The organism is Nocardioides sp. SLBN-35 (assembly GCF_006715725.1).
In the GTDB taxonomy this organism is placed as follows: Bacteria; Actinomycetota; Actinomycetes; order Propionibacteriales; family Nocardioidaceae; genus Nocardioides.
Genome location: NZ_VFNU01000001.1, coordinates 2,045,145 through 2,063,345, shown reverse-complemented (window position 1 = coordinate 2,063,345; position 18,201 = coordinate 2,045,145). Strand labels below are relative to the sequence as shown.

General features: G+C 71.7%; 17 protein-coding genes. 10 read left to right on the top strand and 7 right to left on the bottom strand.

What is annotated here, in order from left to right; translation table 11 throughout:
• Positions 1-492, top strand: a complete 492-nt coding sequence (gene tpx, locus FBY23_RS10025; RefSeq protein WP_141798010.1) for a thiol peroxidase — start codon at positions 1-3, stop codon at positions 490-492.
• A gap of 16 nt (positions 493-508) precedes the next feature.
• On the opposite strand, the gene FBY23_RS10020 is transcribed toward tpx, so the two are convergent.
• Positions 509-811: an MGMT family protein gene (locus FBY23_RS10020; protein ID WP_260805879.1), complete on the bottom strand. Its 303-nt coding sequence runs from the start codon at positions 809-811 to the stop codon at positions 509-511.
• 337 nt (positions 812-1,148) lie between these two features.
• On the opposite strand from FBY23_RS10020, the gene FBY23_RS10015 reads away from it, so the two are divergent.
• The gene (locus FBY23_RS10015; protein ID WP_222117784.1) at positions 1,149-3,419 is read left to right on the top strand and encodes an immune inhibitor A domain-containing protein; all 2,271 of its coding nucleotides are present in this window, start codon (positions 1,149-1,151) and stop codon (positions 3,417-3,419) included.
• Between the two features lie 70 nt (positions 3,420-3,489).
• Here FBY23_RS10015 and moeZ read toward each other — a convergent pair whose 3' ends face one another.
• Positions 3,490-4,698 carry an adenylyltransferase/sulfurtransferase MoeZ gene (moeZ, locus tag FBY23_RS10010; protein WP_141798008.1) on the bottom strand — a complete coding sequence of 403 codons (1,209 nt, stop codon included), beginning with the start codon at positions 4,696-4,698 and terminating at the stop codon, positions 3,490-3,492.
• Between the two features lie 164 nt (positions 4,699-4,862).
• Here moeZ and FBY23_RS10005 point away from each other — a divergent pair, with 164 nt between their 5' ends.
• The 4 genes from FBY23_RS10005 (at position 4,863) to FBY23_RS09990 (ending at position 7,126) form a co-directional block, all read left to right on the top strand.
• Positions 4,863-5,513, top strand: a complete 651-nt coding sequence (locus tag FBY23_RS10005; protein ID WP_260805878.1) for a TetR/AcrR family transcriptional regulator — start codon at positions 4,863-4,865, stop codon at positions 5,511-5,513.
• 64 nt (positions 5,514-5,577) lie between these two features.
• On the top strand, positions 5,578-5,808 hold the full coding sequence (locus tag FBY23_RS10000; RefSeq protein ID WP_141798006.1) for a DUF3107 domain-containing protein: 231 nt from the start codon (positions 5,578-5,580) through the stop codon (positions 5,806-5,808).
• Between the two features lie 99 nt (positions 5,809-5,907).
• Positions 5,908-6,726, top strand: coding sequence for a PP2C family serine/threonine-protein phosphatase (locus FBY23_RS09995; protein ID WP_141798005.1), 819 nt, complete (start codon positions 5,908-5,910; stop codon positions 6,724-6,726).
• 28 nt (positions 6,727-6,754) lie between these two features.
• Positions 6,755-7,126 carry a hypothetical protein gene (locus FBY23_RS09990; protein ID WP_141798004.1) on the top strand — a complete coding sequence of 124 codons (372 nt, stop codon included), beginning with the start codon at positions 6,755-6,757 and terminating at the stop codon, positions 7,124-7,126.
• 7 nt (positions 7,127-7,133) lie between these two features.
• Here FBY23_RS09990 and ligD (FBY23_RS09985) read toward each other — a convergent pair whose 3' ends face one another.
• The gene (ligD, locus tag FBY23_RS09985) at positions 7,134-8,051 is read right to left on the bottom strand and encodes a non-homologous end-joining DNA ligase (protein WP_141798003.1); all 918 of its coding nucleotides are present in this window, start codon (positions 8,049-8,051) and stop codon (positions 7,134-7,136) included.
• On the bottom strand, positions 8,051-8,980 hold the full coding sequence (gene ligD / locus FBY23_RS09980) for a non-homologous end-joining DNA ligase (protein WP_260805876.1): 930 nt from the start codon (positions 8,978-8,980) through the stop codon (positions 8,051-8,053). Before ligD (FBY23_RS09980) ends, ligD (FBY23_RS09985) begins: the two co-directional genes overlap by 1 nt.
• A gap of 35 nt (positions 8,981-9,015) precedes the next feature.
• On the opposite strand from ligD (FBY23_RS09980), the gene FBY23_RS09975 reads away from it, so the two are divergent.
• Both FBY23_RS09975 and FBY23_RS09970 read left to right on the top strand, forming a co-directional pair.
• Positions 9,016-9,918, top strand: coding sequence for a Ku protein (locus FBY23_RS09975; protein ID WP_141798002.1), 903 nt, complete (start codon positions 9,016-9,018; stop codon positions 9,916-9,918).
• Between the two features lie 505 nt (positions 9,919-10,423).
• The gene (locus tag FBY23_RS09970; RefSeq protein ID WP_141798001.1) at positions 10,424-11,728 is read left to right on the top strand and encodes an HNH endonuclease signature motif containing protein; all 1,305 of its coding nucleotides are present in this window, start codon (positions 10,424-10,426) and stop codon (positions 11,726-11,728) included.
• Positions 11,729-11,787: 59 nt separating this feature from the next.
• Here the strand turns inward: FBY23_RS09970 and FBY23_RS09965 are convergent, their stop codons facing one another.
• Together FBY23_RS09965 and FBY23_RS09960 are read right to left on the bottom strand one after the other, a co-directional pair.
• Positions 11,788-13,620, bottom strand: a complete 1,833-nt coding sequence (locus tag FBY23_RS09965; protein WP_160158208.1) for a trypsin-like peptidase domain-containing protein — start codon at positions 13,618-13,620, stop codon at positions 11,788-11,790.
• Between the two features lie 5 nt (positions 13,621-13,625).
• Positions 13,626-14,945: a protein kinase domain-containing protein gene (locus tag FBY23_RS09960; protein WP_141797999.1), complete on the bottom strand. Its 1,320-nt coding sequence runs from the start codon at positions 14,943-14,945 to the stop codon at positions 13,626-13,628.
• A 106-nt stretch (positions 14,946-15,051) separates the two neighbouring features.
• Between FBY23_RS09960 and FBY23_RS09955 the strand changes: the two genes are divergently transcribed.
• On the top strand, positions 15,052-15,753 hold the full coding sequence (locus tag FBY23_RS09955; protein WP_160158207.1) for a VWA domain-containing protein: 702 nt from the start codon (positions 15,052-15,054) through the stop codon (positions 15,751-15,753).
• Positions 15,750-16,631 carry a protein phosphatase 2C domain-containing protein gene (locus tag FBY23_RS09950; RefSeq protein ID WP_141797997.1) on the top strand — a complete coding sequence of 294 codons (882 nt, stop codon included), beginning with the start codon at positions 15,750-15,752 and terminating at the stop codon, positions 16,629-16,631. The genes FBY23_RS09955 and FBY23_RS09950 overlap by 4 nt, the downstream gene beginning before the upstream one ends.
• Positions 16,632-16,640: 9 nt before the next feature.
• On the opposite strand, the gene FBY23_RS09945 is transcribed toward FBY23_RS09950, so the two are convergent.
• Positions 16,641-18,200 carry a hypothetical protein gene (locus FBY23_RS09945; RefSeq protein ID WP_141797996.1) on the bottom strand — a complete coding sequence of 520 codons (1,560 nt, stop codon included), beginning with the start codon at positions 18,198-18,200 and terminating at the stop codon, positions 16,641-16,643.
• Position 18,201 lies beyond the last annotated feature (1 nt).

Below are 18,201 nucleotides of genomic sequence, written 5' to 3'. Positions count from 1 at the left end.
ATGGCTACCACTGCACTCGGGGGAAACCCCGTCAACACCGTCGGCGAGCTGCCCGCCGTCGGCTCCGCCGCCCCGTCGGTCTCCCTGGTCGGCGCGGACTTCGGCTCCGTGACCCTCCCGGAGGGCCAGCGCACGGTCCTCAACATCTTCCCGAGCATCGACACCGGCGTGTGCGCCGCGAGTGTGCGGAAGTTCAACGAGCTCGCTGCGGGCCTCGACAACACCGCCGTCATCAACGTGTCCCAGGACCTGCCGCCCGCGCTCAACCGCTTCTGCGGCGCCGAGGGCATCGAGAACGTCCAGGTCGGCTCCGCCTTCCGCTCCTCCTTCGGCGAGGACTACGGCGTGAAGATGACCGACGGCAAGCTCGAGGGCCTCTTCGCCCGCTCGATCGTCGTCCTCGACGCCGACGGCACCGTGCTCCACTCGCAGCTCGTCCCCGAGATCGCGACCGAGCCCGACTACGACGCCGCCGTCGCGGCGCTCGGCTGATCCACCCCGCCCGGGACTAGTCCCCGGTCGCCGGGTCCCAGAAGGCCCGGCGCATGTCGAGGGCGCCGCTGCTGCTGCGCAGCGGCGTTCCCTCGGCGAGGTACAGCTCGCGGGCCCGGTCGTCGTGGCTCGGTGGGAGCGTGCCGTCGGCACGCACGACCCGCCACCACGGCACCGGGCCGCCGTACCTCGCCATGACCGAGCCCACCTGACGCGGGCCTCCTCCGGCGACGGCCGCCACGGCGCCGTACGTCGTCACCCGTCCCGGCGGGACCTGCTCGACCAGGTCGAGCACCCGCTCGACGTACCCCTCGTCCACGCCCCCGATCATGCCCTGCCGCGCGGACGGCCCCGGACGGGCAGAGAGCCCCGTCCGGCCGAACGGGGCTCCCGGTGCTCCCTCGGTGCAGCCCGGGTCGTGGTGCCCGGACGCCCTCCGATTGGTGCGACGCGACTGCGAGGCCGCGTGCCCTGAACAACGACGACACGGCGTCGCGGTCACGCCGACGGCAAACTTTCGCCCTACCCCTTGCGCGCCACCACGATCTTCGTGTGGGCTACGTCACTGCGCCGGATTGTTCCAGGGGGGCCGGTGCAACCCTCGGGCCTCCTTGCGCGCCGTCCGGACGCTCCACCCACCCAGCTCGGAGGCAATCGTGAAACTAGCATCCGGCGTCGTCGCCGGCGCCGCGGTCCTCGCCCTCGGAGGCACCCTCTCCCAACCCGCCCAGGCGATCCCGTCCACCGACGGTCCCTCGCCGCAGGGCAACGCGCACGGCAAGTCGCACGACCGGCCCGGACCGAAGACCAAGGAGCATCGCAAGGATCTGCGCAAGGCGCGGGCGATGCTCGCCAACGGCAGCGCGCAGCTGAAGCAGCAGGCCGGCGGCGGCGCGACCGTCCAGCTGGCCGACGGCGAGTACGTCGAGTTCCCGGTGAACCGGACCGACAAGGTGCTGACCTTCCTCGGCCAGTTCGGCACGGCGAGCTCAGGACGCTACGGCCGCACCCCCGGGCCGCTGCACAACCAGATCCCCGAGCCCGACCGCTCGGTCGACAACTCGACGTACTGGGTGCCGGACTTCGACAAGGCGCACTACGACGACATGTTCATGGGTGACGGCGAGTCGTTCCACGACTACTACCGCCAGCTGTCGGGTGGCCGCTACGACGTCAGCGTCACGACCGAGGACTGGGTGACCGTGCCCGGCAACGCGTCGAGCTACGGCGACAACGCGATCGAGGACAACGGCGGGTCGTGGGCGTTCATCGCCGACACCGCGAACGCCTGGTACGCCGCCCAGGTGGCCGCGGGCAAGACGCCCGCCGAGATCGACGCCTACCTGTCGCAGTTCGACGTGTGGGACCGCTACGACTACGACGGCGACGGCGACTTCAACGAGCCCGACGGTTACCTCGACCACTTCCAGGCGGTGCACGCCGGCGGCGGCGAGGAGGGCGGTGGCGGAGAGGACGCCATCTGGTCGCACCGCTGGTACGCCTACGGCGACCGCTACGGCCAGACCGGGCCGACCGTCGAGGGTGACGGCGGACCGCAGCAGAACCTGTACGGCGGCACCCAGGTCGGACAGTCGAAGTTCTTCATCGGCGACTACACCGTGGAGCCGGAGAACGGCGGCCTGGGCGTGTTCGCCCACGAGTACGGCCACGACCTCGAGCTGCCCGACTACTACGACACCGCGGACGGCGAGAACGGCACGGGCTTCTGGACGCTCATGTCGTCCGGCTCCTGGCTGGGCCACGGCCTCACCGACATCGGCACCACGCCCGGCCTGATGGGCCCCGAGGAGAAGCTCTTCCTCGGCTGGCTCGACTACTCCGAGGTGGGCTCCGGGCAGAGCGGGGCCTACCGGCTCAGCCCGTCGCAGGTGACGGCGGTCGGCCAGGACCAGGCGGTCAAGGTCGACCTCCCGGACAAGACCACCACGACGACGTACACCGCGCCGGCGACCGGGGCGCACGCGTGGTACTCCGGGCGCGGCGACAACCTGGTCAACACGCTGACCCGGTCGGTGCCGGCGGCGTCGCGGGTGACGGTGGGCGCGAAGGTCTGGAACCAGATCGAGACCGACTACGACTACCTGTACGCCGAGTACTCGCTCGACAACGGCGCCACCTGGAAGACGCTCGACGCGATCACCGGGAGCTCCGGGTGGTCCGGCCACAAGTGGGCCTACCGGGCCAGCGGGTCGACCTCGCTGTTCCGGTTCCGCTACGCCACCGACGGCGGCGTCAACGAGGCGGGGGCCTTCCTCGACGACATCACGGTGACCAACGACAAGGCGACCTTCGCCGACGGAGCCGAGAACGGCGACAACGGCTGGACCGTCGACGGGTTCAAGGTGTCGACCGGGACCGAGACCAAGACGACGGGTCGCTACTACCTGCTCGAGAACAGGCAGTACGTCGGCTACGACGCCACCTTGCAGAACGGCCCGTACCAGTTCTCCGAGGGGGTCACGCGGCCCGACTGGGTGGAGCACTTCCCCTACCAGACCGGCATGCTGGTCTGGCTGGTCGACCAGGCCTACGCCGACAACAACACCATCACGCACGAGGGTGAGGGCTACGCGCTGCCGGTCGACGTACGGCCGGACTCGCTGACCTACCCCGACGGCACCAGCCCGACCAACCGGCGCGAGCCCTTCGACGCCACGTTCGGGCTGCACGCGACCGACCCGGTGTGCCTGCACACGCAGGTGCCGACGAAGACCGGCTTCACCTCCCAGGAGGCGTGCGCGCCGTCGGTCGCGGGGATCCCGACCTTCGACGACACGGACCCGAACCGGTACTGGACGGCCGCCAACCCGTGGAACTCGGTGAAGGTCGCCGGGGCCGGCGTGACCGCGAGGGTCACTGCCGAGAACGCCGACCGCTCCATCGACGTCCAGGTCAGCAACCCGTAAGGGCGACCGGACCACCGGGGACAAGGAAGGGCCCCGCGATCCAGCCGGATCGCGGGGCCCTTTCGACCGCTCAGTAGCTGGGCTGGCTCGGGTCGATCTGGTTGACCCAGGCCACGACGCCGCCACCGACGTGGACCGCGTCGTCGTAGCCGGCGCCCTTGACGATCGCCAGGCACTCGGCCGAGCGGACGCCGCTCTTGCAGTGCAGGACGACCTGCTTGCCCGAGTCGACCGGCGGGAGCAGGCCGAGGGCGTTGCCGTTGAGGAACTCGCCCTTGGGGATCAGGACGGCGCCGGGGATGTGGTTGATCTCGGCCTCGGCGGGCTCGCGGACGTCGACGAGGACGAAGTCGCGGCTGCCCTCCTCCTTCTCCTTGATCATCGAGGCGAGCTGGGTCACCGAGATGGTGGCGTCCGCCGCGGCGTCGGCGGCCTCCTCGGAGATCGCGCCGCAGAAGGCGTCGTAGTCGATCAGGCCGGTGACGGTGGGGTTCTCGCCGCACAGCGCGCAGTTGGGGTCCTTGCGGACCTTCAGCTTGCGCCACTCCAGCTCGAGGGCGTCGTAGATGACGAGCTTGCCGATGGCCGGGTCGCCGGCGCCGATCAGCAGCTTGATGGCCTCGTTCACCTGGATCGAGCCGATGCTCGCGCAAAGCACGCCCAGCACGCCGCCCTCGGCGCAGGAGGGGACCATGCCCGGCGGCGGCGGCTCCGGGTAGAGGCAGCGGTAGCAGGGGGCGTCGTCGGCCATGGTCGGCGCGAAGACCGACGCCTGGCCGTCGAAGCGGTAGATCGAGCCCCACACGTAGGGGATCCCGAGGAAGTACGCCGCGTCGTTGACCATGTAGCGCGTGGCGAAGTTGTCGGTGCCGTCGACGATCAGGTCGTAGCCCCGGAAGACGTCCATCACGTTGTCGTTGTCGAGGCGCTCCTCGTGGAGGACCACCTCGATCAGCGGGTTGATCTCGTGGATCGACTCCTTGGCGGACAGGCCCTTGGACTTGCCGAGGTCGGACATGCCGTGGATGACCTGGCGCTGCAGGTTGGACTCGTCGACCTCGTCGAACTCGGCGATGCCGAGCGTGCCGACGCCCGCCGCGGCCAGGTAGAGCAGCGCCGGGCTGCCGAGACCGCCTGCGCCGATCACGAGCACCTTGGCGTTCTTGAGGCGCTTCTGACCGTCCATCGCGACGTCGGGGATGATCAGGTGGCGGCTGTAGCGGCGGACCTCGTCGATGGTCAGCTCGGCTGCCGGCTCGACCAGCGCGGGAAAGCTCACGGTGTTGCTCCTCGGGTACTGCTGGATGGAATGGGGGGCCTGGGCGCAACGCTGCGACGGCCCGGGCTGTTCCCTCGATGCGTCCATGGTCCCTGTCGGGTCCAAGGCCCGGGCACCACGTCCCGGCATCCGGACCCCGGCTACCAGCGAGTAGTCTCGTGTCCGTGGTGACCGAGCAGTTCGACCTGGACGAGCCGCGGCCGCGCGGCGTACGACTCCCGCGACGCGAGCGACGCGCTCAGCTGCTGTCCGCTGCCCTCGAGGTCTTCGTGGCCCAGGGCTACCACGCCGCGGCGATGGACGACATCGCCGAGCGGGCCGGGGTGTCCAAGCCGGTGCTCTACCAGCACTTCCCCGGCAAGCTCGAGCTCTACCTCGCGATCCTCGACGCCGCCTGCGACTCGATCATCGCCAACTGCCGCAAGGCGCTCGACTCGACCCACGACAACAAGCAGCGGGTAGCGGCGACCATCGACGCCTTCTACGCGTACGTCGGCCACGACACCGGCGCCTTCCGGCTGGTGTTCGAGTCCGACCTCACCAACGAGCCCGCCGTGCGCGGGCACATCGACCGGGTCACCACCGAGTGCGCCGACCTGATCGCGACGGTCATCGCCGAGGACACGGCTCTGCCGCCCGCGGCCTCCCAGCTGCTCGCCGTCTCCCTCGTGGGAATGGCCCAGGTCAGCGCCCGGTTCTGGCTGACCGAGAACGACGGGGCCATGGCCGGCCTGGGTCGCGACGAGGCGACCGCCCTGGTGGCGGGCCTGGCGTGGCGCGGCATCCGCGGCTACCCGAAGACCGACGAGAGCTGACCGACCGGAGCTGACCGACCAGTCCCTGGCTAGGCTGGCGTCCCCACGAACGAGGAGTGTGACCATGACCGTCGAGGTCAAGATCGGTGTGCAGAACACCGCCCGTGAGCTGGTCATCGAGACCGACGAGTCCAACGAGGCCGTCGCGAAGCTGGTCGCCGACGCCATCGCCGCCGCCGACGGCGTGATCACGCTGACCGACACCAAGGGCAAGGTCACCGTCGTCCCCGCCGCCAAGCTCGCCTACGTCGAGATCGGCCGCAGCACGTCGGGCCAGGTGGGCTTCCGCTCGTAGGTCGGACTGCCGGGTCTCGTGACGGTCGCTGCGCGACCTCCTCGACCTCCGGGGAACTCAGGCGCCCCTCCCGGGCGTTGAACAGGACGACCCCGGGAGGTGAGCGCCGTGCTCCAGTTCCGCTTCGCCGCGCGCAGCGAGACCGGTCGCGTGCGCACCAACAACGAGGATGCCGGCTTCGCCGGTCCCTACCTGCTCTGCGTGGCCGACGGCGTCGGCGGCGCCGAGGCCGGTGAGGTCGCCTCGGCCACGACGTCGTACGTCGTCAGCGCCCGCTCCCTGGCCCATCCCGGCCACGAGCCGGCGCGGCTGCTCGGTGCGGCGACGCGCGAGGCGCACGCCCAGCTCGCGGCGGGGATCGCGGCCGACCCGCGCCGCACCGGCATGGCGACCACGCTGACCGCGCTGCTGACCGACGGCATCCACACGGCGCTGGCCCACGTCGGCGACTCCCGCGCCTACCTGCTGCGCGAGGGCGAGCTGAGCCAGCTCTCCCACGACCAGACCCTGGTGCAGTCGATGGTCGACGACGGACAGCTCACGCCGGCGCAGGCCGCCGTGTCGCCGTACCGCAACGTCGTGCTGCACGCCGTCGACGGCGAGCACGTGCCCGATCCGGACCTGCTGCTGCTCGACCTGCGGCCGGGAGACCGGCTGTTGCTGTGCAGCGACGGCCTGACCGACGTCCTGTCCCCCGCCGCCATCGCGCTGGGCCTGGGCCTCGACAGTCGCACGATGGCCGTGGACCGGCTGGTGCTGGCCGCGCTCGACGGCGGCAGCCGCGACAACGTGACGGCGATCGTCGCCGACGTGGTCGACGCGCCCGCGATCGCGGCCAACGGCCAGGTGCTCGGCGCGGCCGTCGACCTCGCCAACGTGGTCGACCCGGCCGCCGTCCGCCCGTTGCGCTCTGCCTGACGTCCGTCCCTGGCCCTACACTGGGACCGTGAGCGCGAAGCGGTCCTACGAGTACGCGCGCCTGTGGGTGCCGCTGTACGACGCCGCCGCGCTCGCCGTCCTCCGCCCGGTCTACCTGATCGAGGCCGCCGACGGCTTCGAGGGCATCGCCGCCGAGAAGAACACCACCCTGATGGGCCTGTTCAACGAGCTCGGCCGGGCCGGCTGGCGGATCGACACGACAGCACAGCGGGTGGACCACCCGTCGGCGGAGTTCCAGATGCTGATCGACGCCACCCTCGACGAGGCCGACCACGCGGTCTCCCCCGACGAGGTGGCGCATGCCGTCGGCTCGGGCGGCGACCCGGCGGGTGCGGTCACCGAGTTCGACGTCTACCCGATGCGGCGCCGGCTGGCCTGAGGCCGGGTCAGGCGAACAGGTCGCCGTACTCCTCGACGCGCTGCAGCACCTGCGTCGGCGTGAACTGGTCGAGCCCGAGCGGGTCCTCGGCGCCCTCGGCGACCTCGTCCCAGCCGATCGGGGTCGCCACCTGGGGGCGCGGCGTGCCGCGCAGCGAGTACGGCGCCACGGTGGTCTTGGAGCCGGCGTTCTGGGACCAGTCCAGGAACACCTTCCCGCGCCGGCGCGCCTTGGTCATGGTGGCGGTGACCAGCTCGGGGCGGGCGGCCTGCAGCTCCTCGGCGATCTCCTTGGCCAGCTCGCTGGTCTCGGCCGACGGGAGCGGCTCGGCGAGCGGTGCGTACAGGTGCAGGCCCTTGCTGCCGCTGGTGACCGCGACCGCGTCGAGGTCGCGCTCGGCGAGGGCCTCCTGCACGAGCAGCGCGACCTGGCAGCACTCGTGGAGCCCGGCCGGCTCGCCGGGGTCGAGGTCGATGACGATCCGGTCGGCGCCGACGGGTTCGTCGTCCTCGTCGACGGTCCACTGGTGGACGTGCAGCTCGAGGGCGGCGAGGTTGACCGCCCACACCAGGGTCGGGAGGTCCTCGATGATCGGGAACACGAGCGTGTCGCCGTGTCGGCTGGGGCCGCGGCTGCCGGTGGTCGGCACCTCCGCGGTGCGCACCCAGCTCGGGGTGCCGCGGGGTGCGTTCTTCTCGAAGAAGCTCATGTCGCCGACACCGTGCGGCCACCGGATCCGGGTGACCGGGCGGCCGGCGAGGTGCGGCAGCAGCGCGGGGGCGACCCGCACGTAGTAGTCGAGCACCTCGCCCTTGGTGGTGCCGGTGCTCGGGTAGAGCACCTTCTCCAGGTTGGTGAGCCGCAGGGTGCGGCCCTCGACGTCGACGTGGACCTCGGTCTGGGGATGGTCGGCCTTCTTCGCCATCACAGGTCCTCGGGGGTCAGGTCGGTCCGCACGCCCTGGTACGACGGCTGCCGGAGCCGCTCGTAGCCGAGCCCGTGGGTGTCGACGTCGACGACCACCACCGGGTCCACCCACCAGGTCCCGTCGGCGTCGGCCCGCGGCACCTCGTCGGCGAACGGGCTCGAGGCACGAGCCAGGGGCGCCAGCAGCTCGGCGAGGGCGCGGGACTGCTTCGCGCCGATGCCGCTGCCGACCCGGCCGCGGTAGGCCAGCCCGTCGGCGGTCGGCTCCCCCACCAGGAGCGAGGCCAGCCGGTCGCTCGTGCCGACCTGCGGGCGCCACCCGCCGACCACGAACGAGCCGCGGTGACGGTGCGGGAGCTTCAGCCAGTGGTGGCTGCGCTCGCCGGGTCGGTACGTCGAGTCGCGGCGCTTGCTGACGATGCCCTCGAGCCCCTGGGCGCGGGTCGCCTCGAAGAGCATCGCGCCGTCGTCGTACTCCGCCGGGACCTGCCACCCGGAGCGGCCCAGGTCGAGTTCGGCCAGCCGGCGGCGACGCTCGTGCAGCGGCAGGGCACAGAGGTCCTCGCCGTCGAGGCGGAGCAGGTCGAAGACCATGTAGGTCGCGGTGATCCGGGCAGCGAGGCGGGCCACGGTGGCCACGTTGCGCACGTGCATCCGCTCGGCGAGCACCCGGAAGTCAGGCACGCCACGCTCGTTGAGCGCGATGATCTCGCCGTCGACGACCAGGTCGCGGACGCCGGTGGGCGGGGTCACCAGCTCCGGCCACGCGGGGGTGATCCGGTTGCCGTTGCGACTGGTCAGCGTGACCGCGCCCCCGTCGAGGGAACCGAGCGCGCGCACGCCGTCCCACTTGACCTCGTGGCACCACTCCTCGCCCCGCGGCACGTGGGTGCTCGGGGTGGCGAGCATCGGGCGCAGTTCGGGCACGGGCCCATCCTGTCAGGACCGGATAGTCTCGACCCATGCGTGCGATCTGGAAGGGGGCCGTTTCCTTCGGCCTCGTCAGCGTGCCGGTCAAGCTCTACAGCGCGACCGAGAGCCACGACGTCTCGTTCCGCCAGGTCCACGCCAAGGACGGCGGCCGGATCAAGTACCAGCGGATCTGTGCGATCGACGGCGAGGAGGTGCCGTACTCCGACATCGCGAAGGGGTACGAGACCGAGGACGGCGAGATGGTGATCCTCACCGAGGACGACCTGGCCAACCTGCCGACGACCTCCTCGCGCGAGATCGCGGTCGAGAAGTTCGTGCCGAGCGACCAGATCGACCCGCTGCTGTTCGAGAAGTCCTACTACCTCGAGCCCGAGGGCACCGGCGCCAAGCCGTACGCCCTGCTCCGCCAGGCGCTGCTCGACGCCGACCGGATGGCAGTCGTCACCGTGGCACTGCGCCAACGGGTGACCACGGCGGTGCTGCGGGTGCGTGAGGACGTGATCGTGCTGCAGACCATGATGTGGCCCGACGAGATCCGCAAGCCGGACTTCAGCGTCGAGACCGGCGAGGTCAAGGACGCCGAGGTGAAGATGGCGCACATGCTCGTCGAGACCCTGTCCGGCGACTTCGACCCGGCCGAGTTCGAGGACGACTACGCCGACGCGGTCCAGGCAGTGGTGAAGGCCAAGATCGAGGGCGGCGAGGTGCAGCGCACCGAGACCTCGGCCAAGTCCGGCGGCGAGGTGGTCGACCTGCTCGCCGCGCTGCAGCGCTCGGTCGAGGCGGCCAAGACCTCGCGGGGCGAGGGCGAGGAGAAGCCGGCGACGAAGAAGACCGCCAAGAAGGCGGCGGCCAAGAAGACTCCCGCGAAGAAGTCCGCTGCCAAGAAGACCGCGTCCAAGAAGACCGCCGCGAAGAAGAAGGCCAGCTGAGCGCGGCGGTCGAGGAGGTCGCGCAGCGACCCCGGTGGTCGAGGAGGTCGCGCAGCGACCCCGGTGGTCGAGGAGGTCGCGCAGCGACCGTCACGAGACCTCTGGCCGTGCTGCCGGAACTCTGCGCGGGCTTCGGCTCCGTAGGTCGTTGCGTTCTGAGAGGCGCTGGCGAGCAAGGCGTCGAGGTGGCCCGGGTTCGGCGGTCGGGCTACGGTCCGCATCCCCCGGTGGTCGAGGAGGTCGCGCAGCGACCGTCTCGAGACCCCTGGCCGTGCTGCCGGAACTGTCCGCGGGCTTCGGCTCCGTAGCCGGTCTCGTTCCGAAAGGGCAGCGACGAGGAAGGCGTCGAGGTGGCTGGGGTTCGGCGGTCGGGCTGCGGTCCGCGACGCCACTTCAGTGGCAGCTGGAGACGTCGATTCTCCACACCCCACGGATCGAGTTTCCCCTGTCCACAGGCGGGTTTCCGACGCGTGATTGTGTCGGAGGTGGATGGGAGAATCCAGTCATGGATCTCGGAACCCAGCCCCGCACGACAGCAGCCCTGCTGTCACGGGTCGGTGACCGGATCCGTTCCCGCAACGCCCTCATCATCGAGGAGTGGGAGGACATCACCGCCTGGGCCAGCGGCCACATCGTCACCGGCCCTGAGCGGGCGGCCACGATCACCGAGGGCTACCTCGACACCGGTGTCCCGATCGCAGGTGCGGGTGCACCCCTGGTCAGCGAGTTCGCGTTGATGGAGCTGGTCGCGGTCCTCGGCAGGTCCCCCGACGGCGGGAAGGCGTATGTCGGGCGGGTGATCGAGTGTGCCTGGCGCCTCCCCAACGTCTATGCCACTGTCACCTCCGGTCGGTTGGCGCCGTGGCGGGCGGAGCGGATCGCCGACCTCACCCACGGCCTGTGTGCTGAGGCGGCTGGGTTCGTGGACCGGCAGCTGTTCAACGCCTCCGGGGTCGGCTGGGCGCAACTGGTGAGGCTCGTGGCAGAGGCGGTGCTTCGGTTCGACCCCGACCGTGCCGAGGCCGAGCGTCAGAAGGCCGCCGCCGACCATCGGCATTTCGACCTGAGCGAGGTCGACGAGCACGGGATGGTCCACCTCGACGGGCTGCTGGACGCCGCGGATGGCCACGACCTCGACCAAGCGGTCGCCCGTCGGGCCGAGGTCCTGGGTCGGCTCGGTGACGACTCGACGCTCGACGTGCGCCGGTCCAAGGCCGCTGCCGAGCTCGCCCGCGACGACCTGGCCCTGGACCTGTTGCTCCCCGACCCGGACACCGGCGAGGTCGTCGCGACCGTCCCGGGCCGCAAGGTCGTGCTCAACGTGCACGTCACCGACACCACCCTGACCGGGCACAACCCTGTCGGCCGGTGGGACGAGGGACGTTGTCCGATCACCGCCGCGCAGATCCGGGAGTGGCTGCGGTCGAAGGGCACCACGATCATCGTGCGGCCGGTGATCGACCTGGCCGACCACGTGCCTGTGACGGCGTACGAGATCCCCGACCGCCACAAGGCCCGCGTCATGCTGCGGGTCCACACCTGCCGCTTCCCCCACTGCACCCGACCTGCGTCCAGGTGCGACCTCGACCACGCCAAGCCCTACGGCCAGGGTGGACCGACCTGCCCCTGCAACGAGGCCCCGCTGTGTCGGCGCCATCACCGCGCCAAGACCCACTCACTGTGGCGCTACGAGACCCCGATGCCGGCGACCTATGTGTGGACCAGCCCCAACGGGTTCCGGTTCCGCGTCGACCACCGCGGCACCCACCCCCTCCACACCACCGGCGACACCGGCCCGCCCGACCAGTAGCCACCCCGCCCCGCACCCCGCAGGACCTCACGTCCGCGGGGGCGCAGGCATGTCCCGAGTCAGTCCGTCTCGTCCTCGGCCTTCTTGATCAGGTCCTTCACGACGTCGATCGACCGGATCCGGCCGCTGGTGACCGTGCTCCCCTCGTCGGCGAACAGCGAGGTCGGGATGCCGATCAGCTCGCCGTCCTCGTTGATCGCCATGCCGCCGGAGTTGCCGGGGGCGATCCGGGCGTCCGTGTCGAGCTCGGAGCGCGGCCCGAGGTCGGGGTCGTTCAGGACGGTGGAGATGACGCCGGTGGTGACCGTGATCGACTCGCCGTCGCCGGCCACGGCCGGGAAGCCCAGCACGGTGACGCTGTCGCCGGCCCGCAGGTCGTCGGAGCTGCCGATCGGGACGGTCGGGAGGTCGAGGTCGTCCTCGAGCGGCTTGCCGTCCTCGTCGGCGTAGATCTGCACGACGGCGACGTCGAGGTTGCCGTCGGCCTCCACCACGCGCGCCCGGTAGGCGGCCGGGGCGTTGGTGTCGGTCATGCCGTCGGTCAGCGAGATCAGCAGGTAGTTGGGATTGGCGATGAGCACCTCGTCGCCGTACTTCTCCGCGAGGCCGGGTGACTCGGGGGCGGCGACGTGGGCGTTGGTGAGGATCAGGCCGTCGGAGCGGATGATCGAGCCCGAGCCGTGGTAGGTGCCGGTCTTCGACGGGTCGTCGAGCAGGTGGCTCTCGGCGGTGATCTTGACGGTGGCCGCCTTCGCCGCCTCCAGCACATCCGTGTCGCCGCCGGCACGCTTGACCGGCTCGTCGCGGCCCAGGACGAACGCCAGACCCACGATCCCGGCGACCAGCAGCAGCGCCGCGGCGATGCCGCCGATGATCGCGAGCCGCTTGCCGAGCCGGCGACGGGCGATCCGCCGCTCCTCCTCGGCTGCGGACAGGATGGGCACCAAGGTGAGCTCGGGACCGGCGACCGGGTGGCCCAGGCGCAGCGCCAGCCGCTCGTCGAAGCGGGTCGTGGTGACCCGGCGACCGTCGTGGAAGGTGCCCTCGTTGGAGAGGTTCGTGTAGGTCCAGCCGCCCGGGACCGGGTCGATCCGGCCGTGCAGGCGCGAGCAGGCCGGGTCGCCGATGACCACGGTGCAGTCGCTGCGCCGCCCGACGGTGATCGGCGTGGGATGGCGGAAGCGGTGCTCGCGCCCCTCGGCGACGAGCAGCAGGTCCGGGCCGGTGCGCGGCGCGGCGCCGGCACCGGGCGGGCCCGACGGGCGCGGCATGGCGAGGATCTGCGTGGCGTCGTTGCCGGAGATCGCCGCCGGCAGGCCGGGCGCGGCGGCCGGACGGGCGCCGGGGGCGGGGATCGACGGTACGGGCGCACCCGCGGGCGGCGCCCAGGGCGACGGCGTGCCCATCGGCGGCGTGGCCGGGGGCGGCATCGACGGTGGCGTCGACGGTGGCATCGAGGGTGGCATCGAGGGGGGCGGTGTCACCGGGAACGGCGGCCGGGTCGCCTCGTCGACGACGTACGACGGCGCGGCGGGCCCGCTGGGCTCGTCCGGCGGCGGCGCGGGCGCGACCGGGGTGGCAGCGACGACGTCGTACTCCTCGGCCGGGATGATCGCGAGGGAGGAACCGGGAGCCGGCGGGCCGCAGCGCACGGTGATCCGCCGCTCGACCGGGTAGTCGGTGATCCGCTCGTCGTCGACGTAGGTGCCGAACTGGCTGCCGCTGTCGACGAGCACCCAGCCGTAGTCGGTGGCCTGGAGCTCAGCGTGCTGGCGGGAGACCGAGCCGGCGGTGAGCACGACGTCGGCCTCGATGGCGCGGCCGATCCGGTAGACCGGCTTCCCCTCGAGACGCAGGACCCGGCCGTCGACCTCGACGACGAGTGCGGACACGACGCTCACCCCTGCCCGTCAGTTGCCGGCCGGCGTACCTGCACCGTGGCGTTGCGGATCTGGATCCGGGCCCCGGACACCAGCTCGATGGTGCGGTCCGGCTCGAGCAGGAAATTCTGGCCGCCCGGGTAGGCGACCGGCCAGGAGAAGTCGGAGGCGTTGTGCAGTCCCCAGCGCTCGGGGGCGTCGGGGTGCTGGCGGACCTGGCCGAGCACCTGCGGATGGTCGACGCCGGAGGTCAGGTGGTCCGAGCGCAGCGTGGTCTGCGGCCCCACGGCGACGGTGCGGCGCCCGACGTGGAGCAGGTATGGCGGGCGCACCTGGGTGCCGTCCTGCCAGCAGGTCACGCTGTCCTCGGCGGGGCTCCAGAAGTTGGTCGTGCCGCAGGTCGGGCACGCGAGCATCCCGTCGCGCAGCCGGTCGAGCGCCTTGATCCACTGGCCCTCGGTGACCCGCGCGCCGGGGTTGTCCATGCCGTCGACGAACGCCTGGACGAACAGGTCGCGCAGGAACTGCGGGTAGATGTTCCAGTACTGCTGCACGATCTGGGCCGGCCGGTTCTCGGCGCGGGTGGGGTGCATGCAGAACAGCGGCTCGGTGCCGAAGTGGGTCATCAGCCAGTGGGCGTCACGCATGCCGGCGTCGGTGCGCGCACCCTCGAGCGGGTGGCCGAGGAACAGCGAGTAGAAGAGCAGCACGGCCAGCGAGTGCCGGTCGGTGTCGGTGTTGGGCAGGGTGCGGTACGTCGTGTCGCGGACCACCTCGGGCGCCATGAAGTACGGCGTCCCGAGCACCCGGCCGGTGCCGTTGTCGATGCCGACGTTGTCGTTGTCGCAGATCAGCACGTCGCCGTTGCCCGGGTCGAAGAAGACGTTGCCGAAGGAGATGTCGCGGTAGCACAGGCCGCGGGCGTGCAGGCGCAGGAAGCTGTAGCTGAGCTGGCGGCACAGCTCGATGATCGAGGCGAAGGAGACGTCGAGCGGCTTGCCGTCGCGGTCGGCGTTGAGGAGCAGGTAGCTGAGCTCGAGGTAGCGGGGGTGGCGCAGGTGCATGACGTAGCCGAAGCTCGGCTCGGTCCCGACCCGCGCCATGCTGAGCGGCCACAGGAACCGCTGGTGGGGCGAGCCGATCTCGACGAGCTGCTGCATCTCGTCGTACTGCTGGGCGGTGGCGCTCTCGGGCTTGTACCACTTCAGCGCCAGGGGCTCGCCGGAGTCGCGGCGCACCTCGAACACGTAGCCCTGGCCGCCCTGGCCGAGCAGTGACGTCACCCGGGCGCGCCCCAACGGCCCGAGGTCGACCTCGACGCCCTCTGCCAGCACCATGGGTGTGACCGACCTCCGTTATCGCGTTCCTGGACCCGTGACAGGCTATAACCTCGACAGAACGGGAACAGTTGAAACCCGACGCCCAGGTGGAAGGAGGCCCTCGATGAGCGATCGGCTCGGCGGTGCCCTGGCGCGCAAGCCCCTGCACTTCATCTTCGTGCTCGACGTGTCGGGCTCGATGCTGCGCGGCGGCCGCATCCAGGCGCTCAACAACGCCATCACCGAGGTCCTGCCGCACCTGAAGGACGAGGCGCGGGCCAACCCGCACGCCGAGATGCTGGTCCGGGTGCTGGCGTTCGCCAACGAGCCGCAGTGGATCATCGAGGAGCCGACCCCGGTCGACCGGATCCACTGGACCCGGCTGGAGGCGGTGCCGCGCGGGTTCACCGAGCTCGGCAGCGCGCTGCAGACCCTGGCCGGCGCACTCGACCACCTCGACGAGTCCAACAGCGCGTTCCCGCCCGCGATCATCCTCGTCTCCGACGGCCGCCCCACGCAGAGCAGTGGTGTCACGTTCGCCGAGGGCCTGCAGGCTCTGCTCAACAACCGCTGGGGCGCCACCGCGGTCCGGCTCGCGCTCGGCGTGGGCCGCGACGCCGACATGCACTCCCTGCGCCGGTTCATCGGCGACGAGGAGGTGCCGCTGCTGCGCGCGGACAACCCGGAGCAGCTCGTCGAGTACATCGTCTGGGCCTCCAAGGCGGCCAGCAAGGTCGCCTCGCGACCGGTCGTCGGTCCGGGATCCGGGGTGACCGCGGCGCCGCCGAGCCCGATCGGCGACCCGATCTGGAGCACCCTGGGATGACCGACCGCCCGGACGCCGATCCGGTGTGGACGACCCTGTCGGGTACGACGATCGGCTCGGTCCACGTCCGAGACGAGCTGCCGATCCAGGACGCCGTGCTCACCTGGAGCGACCAGGCGCTGGGGCATGCGGTCATCGCCGTCGCCGACGGCCACGGGCACAAGTACCACTTCCGCAGCGACACCGGCGCGGCGCTGGCGGTGGTCAGCGCGGTCGAGGAGCTGCGCCGGATCCTGCCCGACCTGACCGCGCCCGACGAGACCGCCCGCGACCGGGTGGCGCGGGCCGGGGCGGCGATCGTGGAGACCTGGACCGCGAAGGTCCGCCACCACCTCGAGGCGAACCCCTACTCCCCCGCCGAGGACGAGCTCGGCGCCTCCGCAGACCCGCTGCGTGCCTACGGCTCGACCATCCTCGGCGCGGCCGCGGCCGGGGACGTGATGGTGTTCCTGCAGATCGGCGACGGCGACTCGGTCCTGGTGGACAGCGACGGCACCGCCTCGCGCCCCCTGCCCGAGGATCCCTACCTCGACGGGCTGCACACCAGCTCGCTGTGCCAGCCGCGCCCGCTCGACGCGCTGCGGGTCGGCGTCGTCGACGCCGCCGCCGACCGCGCGGCGCTGGTCTTCCTGTGCACCGACGGCTTCGGCCGCTCGCGGGTCGACTCCCACGGGTGGTGGCGCCAGACCGGCGAGCAGCTGCTGGAGTTCGCCCGGGCCCGGGGCCTGGGCTGGGTGCGCGAGCAGCTGCCCGAGTGGCTGGCCGAGCCCGCCCTCATCGGGGGCGACGACACCACGATGGCGCTGCTGGTGCGCAACGACGTCGCCGGGATCGACCGGCCCGACCTCGCCGACACCGTGCCGGTGCCCGAGGGCTGAGCACCCCCGTCAGTCGTCGGAGGGCCACCACTTCTCGAGGCCCTCGAGGTCGCCCTCGAAGTTCCGCGCGACGCCGTAGCAGTAGCAGTCGTCGGCGTTCCAGTCCCAGTAGACCGTCGCGGTCTCCCCGGAGCTGTCGAGGTAGGCGTAGTAGCCGCCCTCGGCCTCGCCCTCGCCGAAGCGCCACGTGCCGCCCCCGCCCTGGGTGCCGGCCTCGTCGTACTGCTTCTTGTAGTACTTGCGGTCAGCCTTCATCTCCTTGCGGGTGGAGTAGCGGCCGACGCTGACGATGATCCCGCTGTCGTCGGTCTCGCAGCTGCTCTCCTCGGTCTCGCCGGTGAAGAAGGTGCGCTCGCGGGTGCACTTGGCGGGGTCCATGTTGATCTTGATGAACTCGATCAGCTTGGGGTGGGCCGGCGCGGTCGGCTCGGTGACGCGGGGGGAGGTGCTGGTGAAGCTGGCGACGACCGCGTCGATGGTGGCGGTGCCCTCGCCCTCGAGGAGCGCAGACTGCTTGGCGCCCTTGCTGTCCCAGTAGACGACGGCCGGGTCGGTGGTGCCGCCCCGCTCGGGGTCGTACTCGTAGAGGGCCGTGGCGCCGTTGTCGGCGCTCATCGTGCCGGCGCGGTAGTCGAAGCGGGCGGTGCGGGCGGCGGTGAACGCCGCGTCGTCGGCGTAGGTGACCAGGCGCAGGGTGCCGGTGCTGACCGAGCACTGCACGACCTCGGTCTCGCCGGAGCCCGGCTGGTCGGCCTTGCAGTCGGTGGTGCCGGCCGAGATCTTGCTGGCGAGGGTGCCGTAGCGCTCGTCGAGGGCCGCGGGCGTGACGTCGACGTCGGGCTCCTTCGGGCCGCTGGACTCCACCTTCTTCGGATCCGGGTCCTTGCCGCCGCCGGAGAGCGCGACCGCGGCCGCGACCCCGCCGCCGACCACCACGACGCCGGCGACGGCGGCCGCGATCCACACGGCGGCACCGCGCTTCTTCGGCGGCGGGGCGCCGAAGCCGCCGGGAGGGGCGTAGCCGCCCGGACCGGAGGGGTACGCCGCGGGGGCGGCATACGGCGGGGGTGCGGGCGTCGGGCTCACCGTCGGCTGGGGTGCCGACTGGTGGACCGGCGGGGCCGGCGGCCAGGCGGTGGGAGGCGGTGACTGGTACGGCGACGCGGCGGGCCCGGGAGCGGGCGCCGCGGTCGGCGGCGGCAGCTGGCCGCTCGCGGGCCGGCTGGTGCGGTAGCGGAGCACGACGGCGGCCGGGACGGTGCCGACGGCGTACCCGAGCACGGCGGCGGCCCAGCTCGACGCGGCGTGGTCGTCGCCGCCGCGGTCACGGGCCAGGCGCAGCCCGGCCTCCTCGACGGCGCGGCCCGGGTCGGCGCCGCCGTCGATCATCTCGCGCAACGGGCTGAGCACCCCGAAGCGCACCGCGTCGACGAGCAGGTTGATGTCGCCGGTGGTGGCCTGGTCCTCGGCCAGGACGTCGTCGAGGACGCCGCGGAAGCCGGCGGCGTCGTCGAGGATCGCCGAGCCGTGCTCGGTCACCAGCTCGCGCAGGACGTCGTGGAGCTCCATC

Coding starts and splice junctions, on each gene's coding strand:
- tpx (WP_141798010.1), top strand. CDS start 1: ATGGCTACCACTGCACTCGGGGGAAACCCCGTCAACACCGTCGGCGAG.
- FBY23_RS10000 (WP_141798006.1), top strand. CDS start 5,578: ATGACCGTCGAGGTCAAGATCGGTGTGCAGAACACCGCCCGTGAGCTG.
- ligD (WP_141798003.1), bottom strand. CDS start 8,051: ATGGCGAAGAAGGCCGACCATCCCCAGACCGAGGTCCACGTCGACGTC.
- FBY23_RS09975 (WP_141798002.1), top strand. CDS start 9,016: ATGCGTGCGATCTGGAAGGGGGCCGTTTCCTTCGGCCTCGTCAGCGTG.
- FBY23_RS09970 (WP_141798001.1), top strand. CDS start 10,424: ATGGATCTCGGAACCCAGCCCCGCACGACAGCAGCCCTGCTGTCACGG.
- FBY23_RS09960 (WP_141797999.1), bottom strand. CDS start 14,945: ATGGTGCTGGCAGAGGGCGTCGAGGTCGACCTCGGGCCGTTGGGGCGC.
- FBY23_RS09955 (WP_160158207.1), top strand. CDS start 15,052: ATGAGCGATCGGCTCGGCGGTGCCCTGGCGCGCAAGCCCCTGCACTTC.
- FBY23_RS09950 (WP_141797997.1), top strand. CDS start 15,750: ATGACCGACCGCCCGGACGCCGATCCGGTGTGGACGACCCTGTCGGGT.
- FBY23_RS09945 (WP_141797996.1), bottom strand. CDS start 18,200: ATGGAGCTCCACGACGTCCTGCGCGAGCTGGTGACCGAGCACGGCTCG.